Annotated in this window: 17 protein-coding genes; 13 read left to right on the forward strand and 4 right to left on the reverse strand. The window is 71.8% G+C overall.

Going from position 1 to position 17,981, the window contains the following annotated elements; genetic code table 11:
* Positions 1 to 5: 5 nt before the first annotated feature.
* The gene (locus DJ010_RS13005) at positions 6 to 596 is read right to left on the reverse strand and encodes a TetR/AcrR family transcriptional regulator (RefSeq protein WP_211318775.1); all 591 of its coding nucleotides are present in this window, start codon (positions 594 to 596) and stop codon (positions 6 to 8) included.
* 122 nt (positions 597 to 718) lie between these two features.
* Between DJ010_RS13005 and DJ010_RS13010 the strand changes: the two genes are divergently transcribed.
* Positions 719 to 1,672 carry a DMT family transporter gene (locus tag DJ010_RS13010; RefSeq protein WP_109694330.1) on the forward strand — a complete coding sequence of 318 codons (954 nt, stop codon included), beginning with the start codon at positions 719 to 721 and terminating at the stop codon, positions 1,670 to 1,672.
* Here DJ010_RS13010 and DJ010_RS13015 read toward each other — a convergent pair.
* Together DJ010_RS13015 and DJ010_RS13020 are read right to left on the reverse strand one after the other, a co-directional pair.
* Positions 1,653 to 2,342, reverse strand: a complete 690-nt coding sequence (locus tag DJ010_RS13015; protein ID WP_109694332.1) for a response regulator transcription factor — start codon at positions 2,340 to 2,342, stop codon at positions 1,653 to 1,655. The genes DJ010_RS13010 and DJ010_RS13015 overlap by 20 nt on opposite strands.
* The gene (locus DJ010_RS13020; protein WP_109694334.1) at positions 2,339 to 3,631 is read right to left on the reverse strand and encodes a sensor histidine kinase; all 1,293 of its coding nucleotides are present in this window, start codon (positions 3,629 to 3,631) and stop codon (positions 2,339 to 2,341) included. Before DJ010_RS13020 ends, DJ010_RS13015 begins: the two co-directional genes overlap by 4 nt.
* 213 nt (positions 3,632 to 3,844) lie before the next feature.
* Between DJ010_RS13020 and DJ010_RS13025 the strand changes: the two genes are divergently transcribed.
* The 11 genes from DJ010_RS13025 (at position 3,845) to DJ010_RS13075 (ending at position 15,893) form a co-directional block, all read left to right on the forward strand.
* Entirely contained in the window at positions 3,845 to 4,153 is a 309-nt protein-coding gene (locus tag DJ010_RS13025) for a hypothetical protein (protein WP_109694336.1), read from the forward strand.
* On the forward strand, positions 4,140 to 5,474 hold the full coding sequence (locus tag DJ010_RS13030) for a cytochrome P450 (protein ID WP_211318776.1): 1,335 nt from the start codon (positions 4,140 to 4,142) through the stop codon (positions 5,472 to 5,474). Before DJ010_RS13025 ends, DJ010_RS13030 begins: the two co-directional genes overlap by 14 nt.
* Before the next feature lie 22 nt (positions 5,475 to 5,496).
* Complete coding sequence (locus DJ010_RS13035) at positions 5,497 to 5,901, forward strand: hypothetical protein (protein ID WP_146207343.1); 405 nt, start codon at positions 5,497 to 5,499, stop codon at positions 5,899 to 5,901.
* A gap of 37 nt (positions 5,902 to 5,938) precedes the next feature.
* Entirely contained in the window at positions 5,939 to 7,567 is a 1,629-nt protein-coding gene (locus tag DJ010_RS13040; protein WP_109694340.1) for a vWA domain-containing protein, read from the forward strand.
* Positions 7,568 to 7,667: 100 nt separating this feature from the next.
* Positions 7,668 to 9,176, forward strand: a complete 1,509-nt coding sequence (locus DJ010_RS22930) for a fatty acid desaturase (RefSeq protein WP_109694342.1) — start codon at positions 7,668 to 7,670, stop codon at positions 9,174 to 9,176.
* Positions 9,173 to 9,367: a ferredoxin gene (locus DJ010_RS13050; protein WP_109694344.1), complete on the forward strand. Its 195-nt coding sequence runs from the start codon at positions 9,173 to 9,175 to the stop codon at positions 9,365 to 9,367. The genes DJ010_RS22930 and DJ010_RS13050 overlap by 4 nt, the downstream gene beginning before the upstream one ends.
* Before the next feature lie 17 nt (positions 9,368 to 9,384).
* On the forward strand, positions 9,385 to 10,023 hold the full coding sequence (locus tag DJ010_RS13055) for a TetR/AcrR family transcriptional regulator (protein ID WP_245927525.1): 639 nt from the start codon (positions 9,385 to 9,387) through the stop codon (positions 10,021 to 10,023).
* Between the two features lie 71 nt (positions 10,024 to 10,094).
* Positions 10,095 to 11,321: a M15 family metallopeptidase gene (locus DJ010_RS13060; RefSeq protein ID WP_109694349.1), complete on the forward strand. Its 1,227-nt coding sequence runs from the start codon at positions 10,095 to 10,097 to the stop codon at positions 11,319 to 11,321.
* A 323-nt stretch (positions 11,322 to 11,644) separates the two neighbouring features.
* Positions 11,645 to 12,832, forward strand: coding sequence for a CaiB/BaiF CoA transferase family protein (locus DJ010_RS13065; RefSeq protein ID WP_245927527.1), 1,188 nt, complete (start codon positions 11,645 to 11,647; stop codon positions 12,830 to 12,832).
* A gap of 10 nt (positions 12,833 to 12,842) precedes the next feature.
* Entirely contained in the window at positions 12,843 to 14,300 is a 1,458-nt protein-coding gene (locus tag DJ010_RS13070) for a flavin-containing monooxygenase (protein WP_109694351.1), read from the forward strand.
* Positions 14,301 to 14,477: 177 nt separating this feature from the next.
* Positions 14,478 to 15,893: a DEAD/DEAH box helicase gene (locus DJ010_RS13075; RefSeq protein WP_109694352.1), complete on the forward strand. Its 1,416-nt coding sequence runs from the start codon at positions 14,478 to 14,480 to the stop codon at positions 15,891 to 15,893.
* On the opposite strand, the gene DJ010_RS13080 is transcribed toward DJ010_RS13075, so the two are convergent.
* Positions 15,894 to 16,631, reverse strand: coding sequence for a MerR family transcriptional regulator (locus DJ010_RS13080; RefSeq protein ID WP_109694354.1), 738 nt, complete (start codon positions 16,629 to 16,631; stop codon positions 15,894 to 15,896).
* An 82-nt stretch (positions 16,632 to 16,713) separates the two neighbouring features.
* On the opposite strand from DJ010_RS13080, the gene DJ010_RS13085 reads away from it, so the two are divergent.
* Positions 16,714 to 17,925 (forward strand): acetyl-CoA C-acetyltransferase, encoded by a 1,212-nt coding sequence (locus DJ010_RS13085; protein WP_109694356.1) that lies wholly within the window; start codon positions 16,714 to 16,716, stop codon positions 17,923 to 17,925.
* Positions 17,926 to 17,981 lie beyond the last annotated feature (56 nt).

A 17,981-nucleotide genomic window follows, 5' to 3' on the forward strand; every position in this document is an offset into this window, starting at 1 on the left:
TCGGATCAGCCGCCGAGCACGGCGCGCGCGTCGCGCACCGTCTCGTCGATCAGGTCGGGGAAGGGACGGGACGGGTCGAGCTCGGAGCGCTGCACGGCCGAGTCGAAGATGTTGACGAAGAGCTGGACGAGCAACCGGGCCCGCAGGGCGCCGAAGGCCTCGCCCTCGCGCTCGAGGATCGACTCGACCGCGTCGCCGACGACCGTCTCGAACCGCTCGTGGACGATCGCGACCACGCGCGGGTCGCCGACGACGACCGCGCGGCGGAACCGCGCCAGCTCCAGGTCGGCGCCCTTCTCCGACAGCGAGAGCATCGCGACGTGCACGAGGTCGTCGAAGAGCCGGCCGGTCGGGCCGCCCGCGACGAAGGCCGCCTTCTCCGCCTCGTCCACCTCGTGCAGCGGGCCGAGCACGACGTCGGCCTTGCTGTCGAAGTAGTTGAAGACGGTGCGCCGAGAGACCTCGGCGGCGGTGGCGAGGTCGTCCATGGTCCAGCCGTCGAAGCCCTTGTCGCGGGTGAGCTCGAGCGCGCACCACTCGAGCCGCCGGGTGGTCTCCACCCGGCGCGCCTCCCACTTCGTGACGGGCTCGGACACGGGCAAGATTCTTGCACTCCAAATTGACTGAGTGCAAATCTGTGACGGTCGTCACGCCGGCGCGGCGGCTGGAGCAAAAACTCTTAGTTGCTCGACCGCTCCTCCCCCTACCCTCGGCCCTCGTGACCACGTCCCGTCTCCTGCCGATCGGCATCGTGCAGGTCTCGCTGGCGGGCGTGCTGTGGGGGACCGGCGGGATCACGCTCGAGGTGATCCGCGACTACGCGGAGCTGTCGTTCGTGACGGTCAGCGGCTACCGGATGCTGATCGCGGCGCTGGTGCTCCTCGCCGCGGTGGTGGTGCTGCGGCGCGGCCGGGCGCTGGTGGCGCTGCTGAGGGACGCGCCGGGCACGGCGTGCGTGATGGGCGTCGGCACCGGCGCCTACCAGGCGTTCTACTTCGGCTCGGTCGTCGAGGTGGGCGTCACCGTCGCGACCGTCGTCAGCCTCGGCCTGGCGCCGGTGCTGCTCACGGCGGCCGAGGCGCTGCGCGACCGGCGCCACCCCGGCGGCCGCCGGGTCCTCGTCGTCGCGGTGGCGCTCGCCGGCCTGGTGCTGGTCAGCGTCGCGGCCGGCGGCACGGGCACCGGACCGCGCCCGTGGCTGGGTGTGCTGCTCGCGGTCGGGTCCGGTGCGACGTACGCCGCGACCACCGCGCTCGGGAAGACCATCACCCACCGCACCGACCCGCTCGCGCTGACGACGGTGGCCACCACCGCCGGCGCCCTGGCGCTCGTGCCGGCGGCGCTGGTCGCTGGCGGACCGCTGACCACCGACGACCCGGTGGCGATCGGCGCGATGGGCTACCTCGGCGTGATGACGATGGCGCTCGCCTACGGCCTGCTCTACGCCGGGCTCCGTACGACGACCAGCACCGCCGCCGTCATCGCCAGCCTGCTCGAGCCCGTCACCGCCGCGATCGTCGCCGCCCTCTTCCTCGACGAGCGGGTGGGCGTGCTCGGCGCGGTGGGCATCGTGCTGGTGCTCGCCGCCGTCGCGGGCGCCGGTCGCGAGCCGGTCGCGGAGTCGGGGCCGGCGGTGCCCGCCCGACCAGACGTCAGGACTGGGCCGGCGTGACCAGGCCGTGGTCGTAGGCGAAGACGATCGCCGCCGACCGGTCGCGCAGGTGCAGCTTGGTGAAGATCCGGCCGATGTGGCTCTTGACCGTGAGCTCGGAGATCACCAGCTCAGCGGCGATCTCGCCGTTGCTCCGGCCGATCGCGATCGCACGCAGCACCTCGAGCTCGCGGGGCGTGAGGGCCTCGACGACGCGACCGTCGGCCGGCACGGCAGGTGCGCTGTTGCGATAGCTGGTGAGCACCCGACCCGTGACGGCCGGGTCGAGCCAGGAGTCGCCGTCGGCGACCGCCCGCACCCCGCGGATCAGGTCGTCCGCGGAGGAGTCCTTGAGCAGGAAGCCGGCGGCGCCCGCGCGCAGCGCGCCCGACAGCATCTCGTCGTCGTCGAAGGTCGTCAGCACCAGCACCGGCGGAGCCCCGGGATCCTCGGCCAACCGCTTGGTGGCAGTGATCCCGTCGACCTGCCGCATCCGCAGGTCCATCAGCACCACGTCGACCCCGTCGGCGCCGAGCGCCGCCAGGGTGTCGGGCACCTCGCTGCCGTCGGCGCACTCCGCCACGATCTCGAAGCCGTCGCGCCGTCGCAGGATCCGTCGTAGCCCCGAGCGCACCAGCTCCTGGTCGTCGACCAGGAGCACCCGGATCGCCGTCGACGCCGGTTCGCTCACGAGACGGCCCCGCTCGGGACCTCGGGCAGCCGACCGAGACCGGGGATGGAGTGGCCGCACGGGAGCTCGAGGCTGCGCTGCCCGAGACGTACGTCGACCCGCCACTCGTCGCCGTCCTCGCCGGCCTCGAGCGACGCCCCCAGCTGGGCGGCGCGGGCGTGCATGCCGGCCAGGCCGGAGCCGAGCCCGTCGGTGCGGGCGTCGGCGCGGGAGCCGCGCGCGCCGGCGAGCCGGTTGCGGATCGTCAGCCGGGCGCTGCCGCGGCCGACGCTGAGCGAGACCCGGGCGGTGCTGCCGGGCGCGTGCTTGGCGACGTTGGCGAGCGACTCCTGGGCGATCCGGTAGAGCCCGAGACCGGTGGCGTCGGCGAGCTGGGAGAGGTCGCCGCGCTCGTCGTACTCCACCCGCAGGCCGGCCTGGTCGACCTCCCGCACCAGTGCGGCGATGTCGGCGGCGCCGGGCAGCGACTGGCGGGTGGCGGGGCCGTCGGCCATCGAGCTGACCGTACGACGGATGTCGGCCATGGCCCGGCGGCCGACCTGCTCGGCGTCCGCCAGGGCGGCGTCGGCCTCGCCCACCGCGTCGTCGGCGGAGGCGGCGCCGCTCTGCACGTCGCTCAACGCGTGCCGGGCGCCGGTGATGTGGAGCAGGGTCACGCTCAGGGAGTGGGCGACGAGGTCGTGGATCTCGCGCGCGATGCGTTCTCGTTCGGCGGTCGTCGCCTGCTGCCAGGTCGCCTCGCGCTGCTGCCGCTCGGCGACCAGCTCGCGCATCTGCCACAGCAGCATCGCGCCGACGATGAACCCGACCTCGAGGAAGATCGCGTAGACCGCGAGGCCGACGATCCCCGGACCGAGCGCCACGACCCCGAGGATCGCGTAGGCGACGCCGGACACGACCAGGCCCGGCCGCAGCCCGTCGCGGGCGGTGGCCTCGGCCACCGCGAACGCGAGCAGGCCCGGCGCGGCGTCGACCGGGCCGAGGGTGTCGTAGGTCGGCGCGACCGAGAGCAACCAGCCGGTGGCCGCGAACGCGCCGAGGCAGTCGACCCACCACGGCACCCAGATCCGGAAGCCGAGCTGGGCCACCGGCGCCGCGAGCACCAGCGGGAGGGTGAGGAGCAGCGGGTCGAGGGGCCACAGCGCGCCTCGCTGGTCGAGCGCCAGCAGCACGCACACGACCTGGCCGAGGAAGCCGATGATCGGGACCCACCAGGGGTAGAGGATGCCGCGGGCGAGACAGTTGGCCTCGATCCGGTCGCGCACAGCGCGCAGCACACCCCAGTTCATGACTGACCAGCGTAGGCACCGGTGTGGCCCGCGTCATCAGACCGCCGGCGCACGCCCGACTCCTACCAGGGTCGCAACCGCCGGGAGTGGCTTTGCCTGCCGTCGACCGATGTGGCAGGAGTGGCGGGTTCCCTAGCGTTGTCGGCACCGGAGACCACCGGACCACACCCACCGCAGCACCGCAGCAACCCCCCACCAAGGACGGTGAGCACCATGACCTGGAGCGAGACCAAGCGCCGCTGGACGATCATGCGGGAGATCGAGGACCTCTTCCTCGCCGACCCGGGGGCGGACCTGCCCTGGACCGAGGAGTACGCCGAGCTGTTCGGCGACCTCGAGCACCTCGTCACCGCCCTCCGCTACCGGTGGCAGCTCACCCGGGACGCGCAGCTCGACAGCTACGCTCCCGAGCCGGCCTGGGACGAGCAGCACGCCCGCGTGGAGCAGCGCACCCGCGCGCTGCTGCAGATCCTGGACAGGGCGGCCGCGCGGGCCCAGGGTGGGGACCGTGCAGCTGCCTGACCGAGTGAGCAAGCTGACCAGCACCCCGCGCGAGCTCGCGGCCTGGTCGCTGGCGCACGGGCTGCAGCGCCGGTTCCTCCGCCGGGCCGCGGCGAAGGGCGACCTGATGGCCGGGCTCGCGACCGACCCGGCCTACTACGACGACCCCTACCCGTCGTACGAACGGCTCCGGGAGCGGGGCCGGGTGGTGCGCAACGGCTTCGTGGCCGGCACTGTCGACCACGCGGTCGCCAACGCCGTGCTGCGCAGCGACCAGTTCAGCAGCAGCGCCCTCGGCGAGCTGCCCGGCCCGCTGCAGCGGCTGCACGCGAGGGTGCGCGACGAGGACACGTTGAGCCCGGTCGACCCGCCGTCGATGCTCGTCGTCGACCCGCCGGTGCACACCCGCTACCGGCGGCTGGTGGCGCGGGCGTTCACCGCCCGCAAGGTGGGCCGGATGGCCGACCGCGTCGAGTCGGTCGCCGCGCGCCTGCTCGACGACCTGGACGGCGAGCCGACGTTCGACCTCGTCGGCCGCTACGCCTCGCAGCTTCCGGTCGCCGTGATCGCCGACCTCCTCGGAGTGCCCGACGACGAGCGCGCGCAGGTGCTCGGCTGGGGCAACCACGCTGCGGTCACCCTCGACCCGGGCCTCACCTGGGCCCAGTACCGCTCGTCTTCCGCCGCCCTCCGCGAGATGCACGCCTGGTTCGACGGCCACCTCGACCGGCTGCGGCGCGACCCGGGCAACGACCTGCTGAGCCAGGTGCTCGCCGACCCCGAGGCCGCCGACCTGACCCGGATGGAGCTGCACGGCATCGGGCTGCTCGTGCTCGGCGCAGGGTTCGAGACGACGGTCAACCTGATCGGCAACGCGGTCGCGCTCCTCGACGCGCACCCGGATCAGCTGGCCTGGCTGGAGGACAACCCCGACGGCTGGGCGAACGCCGTGGAGGAGGTGCTCCGCGTCGATTCCCCCGTCCAGCTGACGGTCCGGTTCGCGACCCAGGACACCGAGGTCGCGGACGAGGCGGTCCGCGCCGGCGAGGGCGTGCTGGTCTACCTCGGCGGGGCCAACCGCGACCCGGGCGTCTTCTCCGACCCGGGCACCTTCGACGTACGACGCGATAACGCCGGCGAGCACGTCGCCTTCTCCGCCGGCATCCACTTCTGCCTCGGCGCCAGCCTCGCCCGGCTGGAGGCGGCGGTCGCGCTCCGCGCGCTCTACGAGCGGCACCCCGACCTGCGCGTCGTGGGCCGCCCGGAACGCCGGACGACGCGCGTGCTCCGGGGCTTCGAGTACCTCCCCGTCTCGACGCTCGCGCGGGTGCCCGCGGCCTGATCCCAGGCCCTACCCTCGTGTGGTGACCGGCAACGACCCGACGCCGCGGGAGGACGGGCCCGTCGAGCCGACGCTCGTCACCGCGGGGGTGCTGCTGGCCTTCGGACTGCCGGCGACGGCGGCTGCCGCGGCGTTCGCGTTCGGCAGCCTCGAGGACATCGGGCGGGGCTTCCTCGTCGCCCTCGGGGTCTGGGCGGCGGGCATCGGCGTCGCCTTTCTCCAGCCGCTGCGCACCGCCCCGTCGGACGAGGTGATGCCACCGGCGCTGCGCTGGGGCCTGGTCGCGCTCGCCGTCGCCGCCGTCTCGGCTGTCGTGGCCTCCAGCGCCCCGGTGCTGCCGTGGTCGCTGGTGCTCGTCGTCGGCCCCGCGTTCGCCTGGATCACCGGCTCGCTCTGGGTGATCGGCCGCCAGGGTCGGACCGGGTAGTCCGGAACCGGCATCCCGGCTCGCACGTCGGAGGCCCATGACCTCCCGACTCGCAGCCACCGCCGTCGCCGCCCTCCTCTCGGCCACCCTCCTCACCGCGTGCAACGCCGACGACCCGGACCCGGATCCCCAGAGCCGACGCGGGATCGACGCCCGCGCCTACTACGAGGATTACGCGTCCGACACCGTCGACGACGGCGGCAGCGTGGTCTACGAGATGGAGGCCGCCGCGCCGACCGCCGCCCCGGAGGTGGACGTGCAGGGGGTCGTCGAGCCCCCGCGGCCGCCGAAGCCGGACGAGGACAACGTCTTCCGCGACCACGGCACCAGCGGCTTCGTCGAGACCGCGGCCGACGCGCGGTCGACGTTCGCGCTCGACGTCGACACCGGGTCGTACGGCGTCGCCCGCAACCTGCTGCGCGAGGGGTTCCGGGTGCCGAAGGCCGCGGTCCGGGTCGAGGAGTGGGTCAACGCGTTCGACTACGACGACCCGGCGCCGACCGACACCGACCTCGGTCTCACGACCGAGACCGGCCCCGCGCCGAGCCTCGACGACGGCACCCAGCTGGTGCGGGTGGGGGTGAGCGCCCGCGAGGTCGCCGCCGCCGAACGCCCGCGCGTCAACGTCACCCTGGTCGTCGACAGGTCCGGCAGCATGGACATTCGCGAGCGGCTCGGCCTGGTGCAGTCCTCGCTCGCCCTGCTCGCCGACCGGCTCGACGACGACGACACGGTCTCGGTCGTGTCGTTCGAGGACGAGGCGCGGCCCATCCTCGAGCCCACCCCGATCCGCGACACGGACGCGATCGTCGAGGCCATCGAGGCGCTCAAGCCCGGCGGCAGCACCAACCTCGAGGCAGGACTGCGGCTCGGCTACGAGCAGGCGCGCGAGGCATTCGACCCGGAGGCCGTGAACCTGGTCGTGCTCGCCTCCGACGGGGTCGCCAACGTCGGCAGCACCGGGCCCGGCTCGATCGTCGAGAAGATCCAGGAGGAGGGCGCCGACGGCATCCACCTTGTCACGGTCGGCTACGGCCTCGGCAACTACAACGACCACCTGATGGAGCAGCTGGCCGACCTCGGCGACGGTTTCTACGCCTACGTCGACGACTACGAGGAGGCCGAGCAGCTCTTCGGCGAGGACCTCGTCACCACGCTCACCCCGGTCGCTGCCGAGGCCCGCACCCAGGTGACGTTCGACCCGGAGCTGGTGACGTCGTACCGGCTGGTCGGCTACGACAACCGCCAGCTCGCCGACGACGACTTCACCGACCCCGGCACCGACGCCGGCGAGCTCGGCGCCGGCCACCACGCGACCGCGCTCTACGAGGTGCGGCTCGCCGAGGGTGTCGAGCCCGGTGCGGTCATCGGGTCCGCCGCGGTCCGGTGGACCCCGGTGGGGGTCGGCCGGGCCGGGAGCGACCGGCAGGAGGAGGTCACGATCGACCTGGTCGCCGCCGACGAGGCCGCGCCGCCGTCGTACCGGCTCGACCTGGCGGCGACCGTCGCCGACCTGGCCCAGCTGCTCAAGCACGCCGCGCCGTACGACGACCGCCTGGTCACCCTCGCGGACGTGCTCGCCCGGGCCCGGGCGCTCGCCGACGCCGACGTCGCCGGCGCCGAGCAGCTCGTCACCACGGTCGAGGAGGCGATCGCCGCCCGCTGACGTCCCCGCGGGGAGCCGCTTTACAAAAAGAGGGGGGTTGTCAAACGCGTTGACAAACCTTAGCCTCGTGTAAACCGCACCCGGAGTTGGGAGAGCCACGATGAGCCCGGAGCAGATCGGCAAGACCGTTCCCGAAGGCAGCACCGAGGTCTGGAAGGACAAGAAGCGCTACCTCTGGCTGCTCGGCATGATGGTGCCCGGCCTGGGCATCGTGTTCGCGCTCGCGTTCATCGCCTCGGGCGGCTGGTGGGGCTTCGCCCTGGTCGGGCCGCTGCTCATCAACGTGATCATCCCGGTCTTCGACCTCCTCGCCGGGCGCGACAACTCCAACCCGCCGGACGACGTCATCGAGGCGCTGGAGAACGACAGGTACTACCGCTGGATCGTCTTCCTCTACGTCCCGTTGATGTACGTCGTGCTCTTCGCGGGCTTCGACCTGCTGATGGGCAACAACCCGCTGCGGCGGGTGCTCGACTGGGTCGGCGCCGGTGGCTGGGCGGACGCCAACCTCGGCCCGCTGTACGACAACGCCAGCTTCGACAACCCCTGGTGGGTCATGGCGCTGTGGGCGCTGTCGCTGGCCGCGATGGTCGGTGTCGGCATCAACACCGCCCACGAGCTGGGCCACAAGAAGGAGAGCCACGAGCGGTGGCTGTCCAAGATCACGCTGGCGCCGACCTTCTACGGCCACTTCTACATCGAGCACAACCGCGGCCACCACGTGCGCGTCGCGACGCCGGAGGACCCCGCCTCCTCCAAGCTGGGCGAGAGCCTCTACGCGTTCTGGCCCCGCACCGTCCTCGGCTCGCTGAAGAGCGCCTGGGAGGTCGAGGCCAAGCGCTACCGCCGCAAGGGCACCCACCCCTTCCACGTCGGCAACGACGTGCTCAACGCCTGGGCGATGTCGGTCGTCCTCTGGGGCACGATCGTGGTGCTCTACGGTCCCGAGGTCATCCCCTACGCGCTCATCACGATCGTGTTCGGGTTCTCGCTGCTCGAGGTCGTCAACTACCTCGAGCACTACGGGATGTTGCGCCAGAAGGTCGGCGAGAAGCAGCGCTACGAGCGGGTGCTGCCGTCCCACAGCTGGAACAGCAACAACATTGTCACCAACATCTTCCTCTACCACCTGCAGCGCCACAGCGACCACCACGCGAACCCCACCCGGCGCTACCAGGCGCTGCGTGACTTCAAGGAGTCGCCGGCGCTCCCGACCGGCTACGCCGGCATGATCAACCTCGCGCTGGTCCCGCCGCTCTGGCGCAAGGTGATGGACCCGAAGGTCGTCGCGCACTACGACGGCGACGTGACCCTGGCCAACATCCTGCCGAGCAAGCGCGAGAAGTACCTCGCGAAGTTCCCGCCGCCCGCCGAGCACGACGTGCACAAGGACGACCTCTTCGCCCAGAAGTTCGAGGGCGAGGTGCTGGCCGCCAAGTGCCCGGGCTGCAGCTACGTCTACGAGGTCGCCGCCGGCGACGAGCACGAGGGCTTCCCGGCAGGTACGGCGTGGAACGAGATCCCCGACGACTGGTTCTGCCCCGACTGCGGCGTCCGCGAGAAGATCGACTTCGTGCCGTTCGATCCGGAGAAGGTGGACGCGTCGTGAGGATCTCCGCCGACCTCGACAAGTGCGAGGGCCTCGGGATGTGCGAGGCGATGGCCAACGACTACTTCGAGGTGGACGAGGACGAGGACCAGGTCACCATCCTCGACGACTCCCCGCCGGAGTCGGACCGGGCCCACGTCTACGCCGCCGTCCAGGCCTGCCCGGTGCTCGCGCTGACGCTCACGGACTGATGTCTATCCTCGCTCGTGTGAGCGTGCAGCCCGCCGGACAGCCGGTGCCATCGGTGCCGTCGGTGCAGACGGGCCCGCCGGGACCGACCGCGGTCCCGGTCGGCGGCCTCCGCGACCGGCTGTGCGACGCGGCGACCCGGGTGATCGCCGATGAGGGCTGGGCGCGGGTCACGATGGCGCGGCTCGCCGACGAGGTCGGCGTCAGCCGGCAGACCGTCTACAACGAGATCGGCACCAAGAGCGACCTCGCCGAGGCCGTCGTGCTGCGCGAGCTCGACCGGTTCCTCGCCGGGGTCGTCCGGTCCTTCGACGAGAACCCCGACGACCTGGTCCAGGCGATCCGCGACTCGGCCCGCCGGGTGCTGAAGTACGCCCGCAACAACGCGCTCCTGCACGCCATCGTCTCCGCCACCCACGGCGCCGACACCGAGCTGCTGCCGTTGCTGACCACCCACGCCGAGTCGCTGCTCGTGGCCGCCAAGGTCGTGGTCGGCGAGCGCGTGTCGTCGTACCGGATCGACCTGCCTCCCGACCGCCTCGACGCCGCCATCGACATGGTGGTTCGGGTGGTTCTCAGCCACGTCATGCAGCCCACGGCCGACCCCGCCTCGACCGCCGACGACATCGCCTGGGTCGCGGCGAAGGTTCTCGGCTGACCCCTCGAAAGGCGGGACCACCCGGCGCGATTTCGGTTTGCGCTCTACCCTTCTCAGGGGAGGGGAGATCCATGGGGGTTGCGCGGTTCCGGGCGCGACTGGCGCTGGTCTGCGCCGTCGCGGTGGCCGGTGCTGCCTGCTCGCCGCCGGCCAACGAGTCGACCGACGACACCACCAACGCCGCCTCCTCGACCTCGACCGAGCCGACCGGCAAGGACGAGCCCGGCCAGCCGACGACGTACGCCGTGCACCAGGTGGATCCTCCGGGTCCCCGCGGCGCGTTGCACGGCGACGACCTGCTGCTCGTCGGCACCGAGACCATCCCCGACGACACGATCGAGAAGATCGAGCGGATCCGGGTCGCGGGGGAGAAGGCGGTCAACGCCGTCGCGCGCCTCTCGATCGGCCAGTTCGCCGCCGAGAACAAGAGCTACCGGATCGCGGCCGGCGACCTGGCCGCCTACCGCAGCTTCATGGAGCAGCGGGGCGCCGACTTCGAGCAGCAGTGGGAGCGGCTCGCCGCCGGCGAGGTCAGCGTCGCCGAGGAGCTCAAGGACCGGCTGCCACTCGACAAGGACGGCTACCTGGAGGTCGGGTCCGGCGAGCAGACCTTCCCGATCCACGTCGGGGCCTACAGCCCGCAGGTCGGCACCATCCACGCCTTCGTCAACGAGGAGTGGGGCGAGGCGCTCGGCCTGCCCAAGGACAACGCGCTCGTCATCTACACCGGCGGCATCTCCCCGCAGGCGCTGAAGAAGAAGCTCGTGCCGATCGTCGGTGACATCTCGATGACCGACCTCGACATCGTGGCCGAGTCCGGCATCGATCCGAACACGTTCCAGACCGCCGTTCTCGTCGGCACCTTCGCCGAGGCGGTGGGCGTCTTCCGCTACACCCCGATCGGCGGCGGCCGCGTGCAGCCCGACCCGGCCTGGGTGCGGTCGCACATCATCACCGAGACCCTGCCGCTGTTGGGCAAGATCACCTGCAACAAGTACATGATGCCGCAGCTGCGTGCAGCGATGATCGAGATCCAGGACGCCGGCCTGGCAAAGGAGATCGACTACCACGTCGGCTGTTACTACCCGCGCTTCATCGCGGGTTCGACCACCCTCTCCAACCACTCCTTCGGCCTGGCCATCGACATCAACTCGCTGGAGAACCAGCGCGGCACCGTCGGTGAGATGCATCCCGTCGTCGTGCAGATCATGAAGAAGTGGGGCTTCGCCTGGGGAGGCGACTGGAGCTACACCGACCCCATGCACTTCGAGCTCGAGCGGATCGTCCGGCCGGGATAGCCCGAGCCGCCCGGTCGTCGAGTAGCCCGAGCCGCCCGGTCGTCGAGTAGCCCGAGCCGCCCGGTCGTCGAGTAGCCCGAGCCGCCCGGTCGTCGAGTAGCCCGAGGCGCTAGCCGAGGGCGTATCGAGACGCCGCAACTCGGCTCCGGCCGTCCCCACCGTCGGCGGGCACGCCACCGGGTCTCGATACGCCGGTCGGTGCCGCGCTCGTTCCTCGCGCGCCACCGCGGCTACTCGACCTTCGCGCCCACTCGAGACCGCCCTCGTGCCTCGGACGGTCTCAGGGCGCTCAACCGTGACAGCGCAACTGTCAACGTTGTGTCATGATCGGCGCCATGACGCCGGAGAGCATCGAACTGGGCCAGGGCACGGGACCGCTCCGCGGGATCAAGGTCGTCGAGATCGCCGGCATCGGGCCGGGCCCGCACGCCTGCACGATCCTCGCCGACCTCGGGGCGGACGTGATCCGGGTCGAGCGGCCCGGCGGGCAGATGTTCAGCGGCGGCAGCCACGACGTGCTCACCCGCGGGCGGCCCAGCGTGGCGCTCAACCTCAAGGACCCGGCGGCGGCCGAGGTCGTGCTCGACCTGGTCGCCGACGCCGACGTGCTGGTCGAGGGGATGCGGCCGGGTGTCGCCGAGCGGCTCGGCATCGGGCCGGAGGAGTGCCGGGCCCGCAACCCGCGCCTGGTCTACGGGCGGATGACGGGCTGGGGCCAGGACGGCCCGTGGAGCCAGGCGGCCGGCCACGACATGAACTACATCGCCATCACCGGGACCCTGCACGGACTGGGCCAGGTCAAGGACAAGCCGCAGTTCCCGGCGAACCTGGTCGGCGACTTCGGCGGTGGGTCGACGTACCTCGTCATCGGCATCCTCGCCGCGCTCCTCGAGGCGAAGGTCTCGGGCGAGGGCCAGGTCGTCGACGCCGCGATCGTCGACGGCACCGCCCACCTCAACGCGATGCTGGCCGGGTTCCTCGGCGGCGGCACGTTCAAGGAGGAGCGCGTCAGCAACCTGCTCGACGGCGGCGCGCCGTTCTACGACATCTACGAGACCGCCGACGGCGAGCACATGTCGGTCGGTGCGCTGGAGCCGCAGTTCTTCGCGACCTTCGTCGAGCTGCTCGGCGTGAAGGACGAGGTGCCGGGCCAGTTCGAGCTCGACCGGTACGACGAGATGCGCGCGCTCTTCGCCGCCCGGTTCAAGGAGAGGACGCGCGACGAGTGGAGCGCGGTCTTCGACGGCACCGACGCCTGCGTCGCCCCGATCCTCAGGTTCAGCGAGGCCGTCGACCACCCGCACATGAAGGCCCGCCAGATCCTCGTCGAGAAGGAGGGGATCGTGCAGCCCCAGCCGGCGCCGCGCTTCTCCCGAACCCCGGCCGAGCTCGGCCTCCCGCCCGCACCGAAGGCCGGTGCCCACACCCGTGCCGCGCTCACGGCCTGGGGCGTCGAGAACGTCGAGGATCTCCTACTACGGGGGGTCGCCGTCCAGGTCGACGAGGGGTAGTAAGTCCTCCATGGAGCACGTCGACGTCCTCATCATCGGAGCCGGTCTCTCGGGGGTCGGTGCCGCCGCCCAGCTGCGCGAACGGCTGCCGCACAAGTCGGTCGCCGTGCTCGAGGCGCGGGAGTCGATGGGCGGGACGTGGGACCTGTTCCGCTACCCGGGCATCCGCTCGGACAGCGACATGTTCACGTTCGGCTACAAGTGGCGGCCGTGGCGCAGCGACATCGCGCTCGCCGACGGCCCGCTGATCATGGACTACATCCACACCGTCGCAGCCGAGTACGACGTCGAGCGGCTGATCCGCTACCGCCACCGGGTCCGCACGGCCGAGTGGGACTCGACGACGCAGCGGTGGACGGTCACCGTCGACGTGACCGGCGAGGACGGTGACCGGACGACCCAGACCCTCACCACCGGGTTCCTCTGGGGCTGTGCCGGCTACTACCGCTACGACGAGGGATTCTCGCCGACCTGGCCGGGCATGGCCGACTTCGCCGGCGACATCGTGCACCCGCAGCACTGGCCCGAGGACCTCGTCCACGAGGGGAAGAAGGTGGTGGTCATCGGCAGCGGGGCGACCGCGGTCACCCTCGTCCCGGCGATGGCGCCCGACGCCGAGCACGTGACGATGCTGCAGCGCACGCCCACCTACATCATGTCCCGCCCCGCGCGTGACCCGTTGGCGAGGCTGCTGGCCCGCTTCAAGGTGCCCTACGCCGCGGCCTATCCCGTCGTCCGCTGGGCCAACATCCTCCAGGCGACCGTCTTCTTCCAGGCGTCCGTGCGCTGGCCCGAGCGGGTTCGCGGCATGATCCGCAAGGAGGTGGCCAAGCAGCTGCCGCCCGACGTGCCGCTCGACCCGCACTTCGACCCGCCCTACAACCCGTGGGACCAGCGGATCTGCTTCGTGCCGAACGGCGACCTGTTCCGTGCCCTGCGCAAGGGCACGGCCAGCATCGAGACCGACACGATCGATACGTTCACCGAGAAGGGCCTGCGGCTGGCGTCGGGCAAGGAGATCGCGGCGGACATCGTCGTCACCGCGACGGGCTTCCAGCTGCTGGTGCCGTTCGGCGGTATCGAGATGCGGGTCGACGGCAGGACCGTCGACTACGGCGACTCCCTGGCCTACAAGACGATGATGCTGTCCGGCGTCCCGAACATGATCTTCACCATCGGCTACACGAACGCCTCGTGGACCCTCAAGGCCGACCTCGTCATCGACTATGCGTGCCGGTTGCTGGCACACCTCGACGAGCACGGCTACACGTCCGCGACCCCGGTCGCCGCCGAGGACGTCGAACGACGACCGCTCCTCGACTTCACACCGGGCTACGTCCAGCGCTCGGTGCACCTGCTCCCGAGCCAGGGCGACCGGGCACCCTGGCAGCTGGACCAGAACTACCTCAAGGACCGGATCACCATCCAGCGAGGCAGGATCGACGACGGGGTGCTGCACTTCACGTGAACGCCGATTCCCGCCGCCACGGTCCGCACCGGTAGTCTCGAGACATCGGCCCGGCCAGTCTTGCCCCGGGCTCCGCGCACCAGGCTCACGCAGCCCGCGCCCCTCGACCCGAGGCCCGCTTCCTCGATCCGCCGCCGGCGGACCAGCACGGCGAGACGCCCACCGAGAGATTCCTTCGTGACTTCCACCTTCGCCGACCTCGGCGTGCCCTCGAACCTGCTCGCCGTCCTGACGGCTGACGGGATCACCGTTCCCACCCCGATCCAGGCAGCGACGCTGCCCGACTCGCTCGCCGGCAAGGACCTGCTCGGTCGTGGCCGCACCGGATCCGGCAAGACCTACGCGTTCGCGCTGCCGGTCGTCACCCGGCTCGCCGGTGGTCGCCGAGCCGCGGCCCGCCGTCCGCGTGCCCTCGTCCTGGCGCCGACGCGTGAGCTCGCCAGCCAGATCGACGCGACGCTGGCCCCGCTCGCGAAGGCCGTCGGCCTCACCACCCACACCGTCTTCGGCGGCGTCGGCCAGGGCCCGCAGGTCTCCGCGCTCAAGCGCGGCGTCGACGTCCTCATCGCCTGCCCCGGCCGGCTCGAGGACCTGATCGGCCAGGGGCACTGCAGCCTGGCCGACGTCGAGATCACCGTGCTCGACGAGGCCGACCACATGGCCGACCTCGGCTTCCTCCCCGCCGTACGACGCCTGCTCGGGCAGACCCCGCGCGACGGCCAGCGGATGCTGTTCTCGGCCACCCTCGACAACGCGATCGACGTGCTGGTGAAGCGGTTCCTCAGCAACCCGGTCGTCCACCAGGCGGACTCGGCGCAGTCGCCGGTCGCCAAGATGGATCACCACGTCCTGCACGTGAACCGCGACCTGCGGCTGCCCGTGCTGCTCGACCTGGTCAGCGCGCCCGGCCGCACCGTGGTCTTCACCCGCACCAAGCACGGCGCCAAGGCGCTGGCCCGCCAGCTCAACAAGAACGGCGTCCCCGCCGTCGACCTGCACGGCAACCTGAGCCAGGGTGCGCGGACCCGCAACATGGACGCGTTCCACAGCGGTCGCGCCACCACCCTCGTCGCCACCGACATCGCCGCCCGCGGCATCCACGTCGACGACGTCGCGCTGGTGATCCACGCCGACCCGCCGGCCGAGCACAAGGCCTACCTGCACCGCTCCGGGCGTACGGCGCGCGCCGGCGCCGCCGGCACCGTCATCACCCTGATGACCGACGACCAGCGCGCCGACGTCCGCGCCCTGACCCGCGCAGCCGGCATCAAGCCGACGACCACCAAGCTCAACGATGCCAGCCACCCGCTGCTCCAGGACCTCGCCCCGGGCGAGCGGTCCCGGCCCGGCGGCCTGGTCAGCGACGTCCCGCAGCAGCAGCCGTCGGGACGCCGCTCGGGCGGCGGCGGTCGCGGTCGCAAGAGCGCTGGCGGTGGCGGTGGCGGCGGACGCAACCGGTCGGGCTCCGGCAGCCGCACCGGCAGCGGTGCCGGCAGCCGCTCGAAGAGCGGCGGCCAGCGCCGTCGTGGTGCCTCGGGCGGCTCAGGGAGCGGCGGCGGCCACAGCGCCGCGTCGTTCTCCGGCCGCCGCTAGTCAGCGGTCGCGCGGGTTGCGGGCGGTGCGGGCGACGGCGGCCTCGTACGCCGTCACCAGGCCGCCGACCGACAGCGGCTTGAGACGCTCCATCACCTCGCGGAAGTGCTCGGTCTCCTCGTCGGAGTAGAGCGGCATCAGCTTCTCGCGGATGACCTCCTCGAGCTCCTTGGCCATCTGCGCGCCGTGCTCCTGGTAAACCGCCGCGGCGGCGGCCGCCACCTCGCGGGGGAAGCCGAGGTCGAGCAGCCGGACGCCGATCGCGAGCTGGTTGCCGGCGACGAGGTAGGACTCGCCGCGGCGGCGCAGAACGCCCAGCGCCTGCAGGGTCGCGACGTCCTCGTGCGAGAGCGACCGGCCGGCCTTGGACTCGAGCTGGTCGTGGTCCATCTCGACCGGCAGGTCGGACTGCCAGGGCGCGAGCATGGTGCGGGCGAGCGCGATGTCCTCGGGGGTGGCGTCCGCGGGGATGCCGGCGACGTACCGCTCGATGGCCGCGAGCGTGAAGCCGTGGCTCTGCAGCTCCTGCACCAGCTCGAGCCGGGCGACGTGCTCGGGCGTGTAGTAGCCCGACCGTCCCCGGCGCACGGGTGGCGGCAGCAGGCCCTTGGTCGTGTAGAACCGCACGGTCCGCACGCTGAGGCCTACCCGGCGGGTGAGCTCGTCGAGCGTCAGCAGCCCTCCGGCGCTGCCGGAGTCCTGTGTGATGTCCGTCGCACGGACCTCTCCCTTGACCATGACAGTAATAGTGTCACAATCGGAGCAGCCACCTTCGCAGCGCGCTGTCGGCGTGCGCGTCTCCCGAACAACAAGGACGGTCATGGCAGAAGCATTCGTGTACGACCACCTCCGCACTCCGCGCGGCAGGGGCAAGGCGTCCGGTTCCCTCCACGAGGTGAAGCCGGTCGACCTGGCCGTGGGTCTCCTGAACGAGATCGAGAAGCGCAACCCGACGCTCGACACCAACCGGGTCGACGACGTGATCCTCGGCGTGGTGTCGCCCATCGGTGACCAGGGTGGCGACATCGCGAAGACGGCCGCGCTGGCCGCGGGCTACCCCGACACCGTCGCGGGCGTCCAGCTCAACCGGTTCTGCGCGTCGGGCCTCGAGGCCGTCAACCAGGCCGCCGGCCGCGTCCGCGGCGGGTTCGAGAACCTGATCATCGCCGGCGGCGTGGAGTCGATGAGCCGCGTCCCGATGGGGTCCGACGGCGGCGCCTGGGCGATGGACCCGGCCACCTCCTTCAAGTCCAGCTTCGTGCCCCAGGGCATCGGCGCCGACCTGATCGCCACCATCGAGGGCTGGGACCGCGAGGACGTCGACGCGTTCGCCGCGGAGTCCCACCACCGGGCCGCGAAGGCCTGGGCCAACGGCTACTTCGACGGCGCGATCGTGCCCGTCAAGGACATCAACGGCATCCCGGTGCTCGAGCGCGACGAGACCGTCCGCCCCGACACCAGCGTCGAGGGCCTGGCCGGCCTCAAGCCGTCCTTCGCCCAGATCGGCAAGGACGCCGGCTTCGACAGCGTCGCGCTGGAGAAGTACCACTGGCTGGAGAAGATCAACCACGTCCACCACGCCGGCAACAGCTCCGGCATCGTTGACGGCGCCGCGCTGACGCTCATCGGCAGCGAGCAGGTCGGCAACGACCTCGGCCTCACCCCGCGGGCGCGGATCGTCGCCACTGCGGTCTCCGGTGCCGACCCGGTCATCATGCTGACCGGCCCGGCCCCGGCCGCGCGCAAGGCGCTCGCCGTCGCCGGCCTCGAGGTGGGCGACATCGACCTGTTCGAGATCAACGAGGCGTTCGCCTCGGTCGCCATGCGCTTCATGCGCGACATGGGCATCAGCCACGACATCACCAACGTCAACGGCGGCGCCATCGCCATGGGTCACCCGCTCGGTGCCACCGGCGCGATGATCCTCGGCACGCTCATCGACGAGCTCGAGCGGCGCGACCTGCGCCGCGGCCTCGCCACGCTCTGCGTCGGCGGCGGCATGGGCATCGCGACGATCGTTGAGCGGATCTAGCGCCGCGCGAGGAACGAGCGCGGGGCTACCAATCCGCCAGGTCGAGTAGCGGCCAC

The organism is Nocardioides silvaticus (assembly GCF_003160695.1).
Classification (GTDB): domain Bacteria; phylum Actinomycetota; class Actinomycetes; order Propionibacteriales; family Nocardioidaceae; genus Nocardioides; species Nocardioides silvaticus.

Excerpts from the sequence above, each read along its gene's own strand:
- DJ010_RS13020 (WP_109694334.1), bottom strand. The coding sequence starts at position 3,631 with ATGAACTGGGGTGTGCTGCGCGCTGTGCGCGACCGGATCGAGGCCAAC.
- DJ010_RS13025 (WP_109694336.1), top strand. The coding sequence starts at position 3,845 with ATGACCTGGAGCGAGACCAAGCGCCGCTGGACGATCATGCGGGAGATC.
- DJ010_RS13040 (WP_109694340.1), top strand. The coding sequence starts at position 5,939 with ATGACCTCCCGACTCGCAGCCACCGCCGTCGCCGCCCTCCTCTCGGCC.
- DJ010_RS22930 (WP_109694342.1), top strand. The coding sequence starts at position 7,668 with ATGAGCCCGGAGCAGATCGGCAAGACCGTTCCCGAAGGCAGCACCGAG.
- DJ010_RS13060 (WP_109694349.1), top strand. The coding sequence starts at position 10,095 with ATGGGGGTTGCGCGGTTCCGGGCGCGACTGGCGCTGGTCTGCGCCGTC.
- DJ010_RS13065 (WP_245927527.1), top strand. The coding sequence starts at position 11,645 with ATGATCGGCGCCATGACGCCGGAGAGCATCGAACTGGGCCAGGGCACG.
- DJ010_RS13070 (WP_109694351.1), top strand. The coding sequence starts at position 12,843 with ATGGAGCACGTCGACGTCCTCATCATCGGAGCCGGTCTCTCGGGGGTC.
- DJ010_RS13080 (WP_109694354.1), bottom strand. The coding sequence starts at position 16,631 with ATGGTCAAGGGAGAGGTCCGTGCGACGGACATCACACAGGACTCCGGC.
- DJ010_RS13085 (WP_109694356.1), top strand. The coding sequence starts at position 16,714 with ATGGCAGAAGCATTCGTGTACGACCACCTCCGCACTCCGCGCGGCAGG.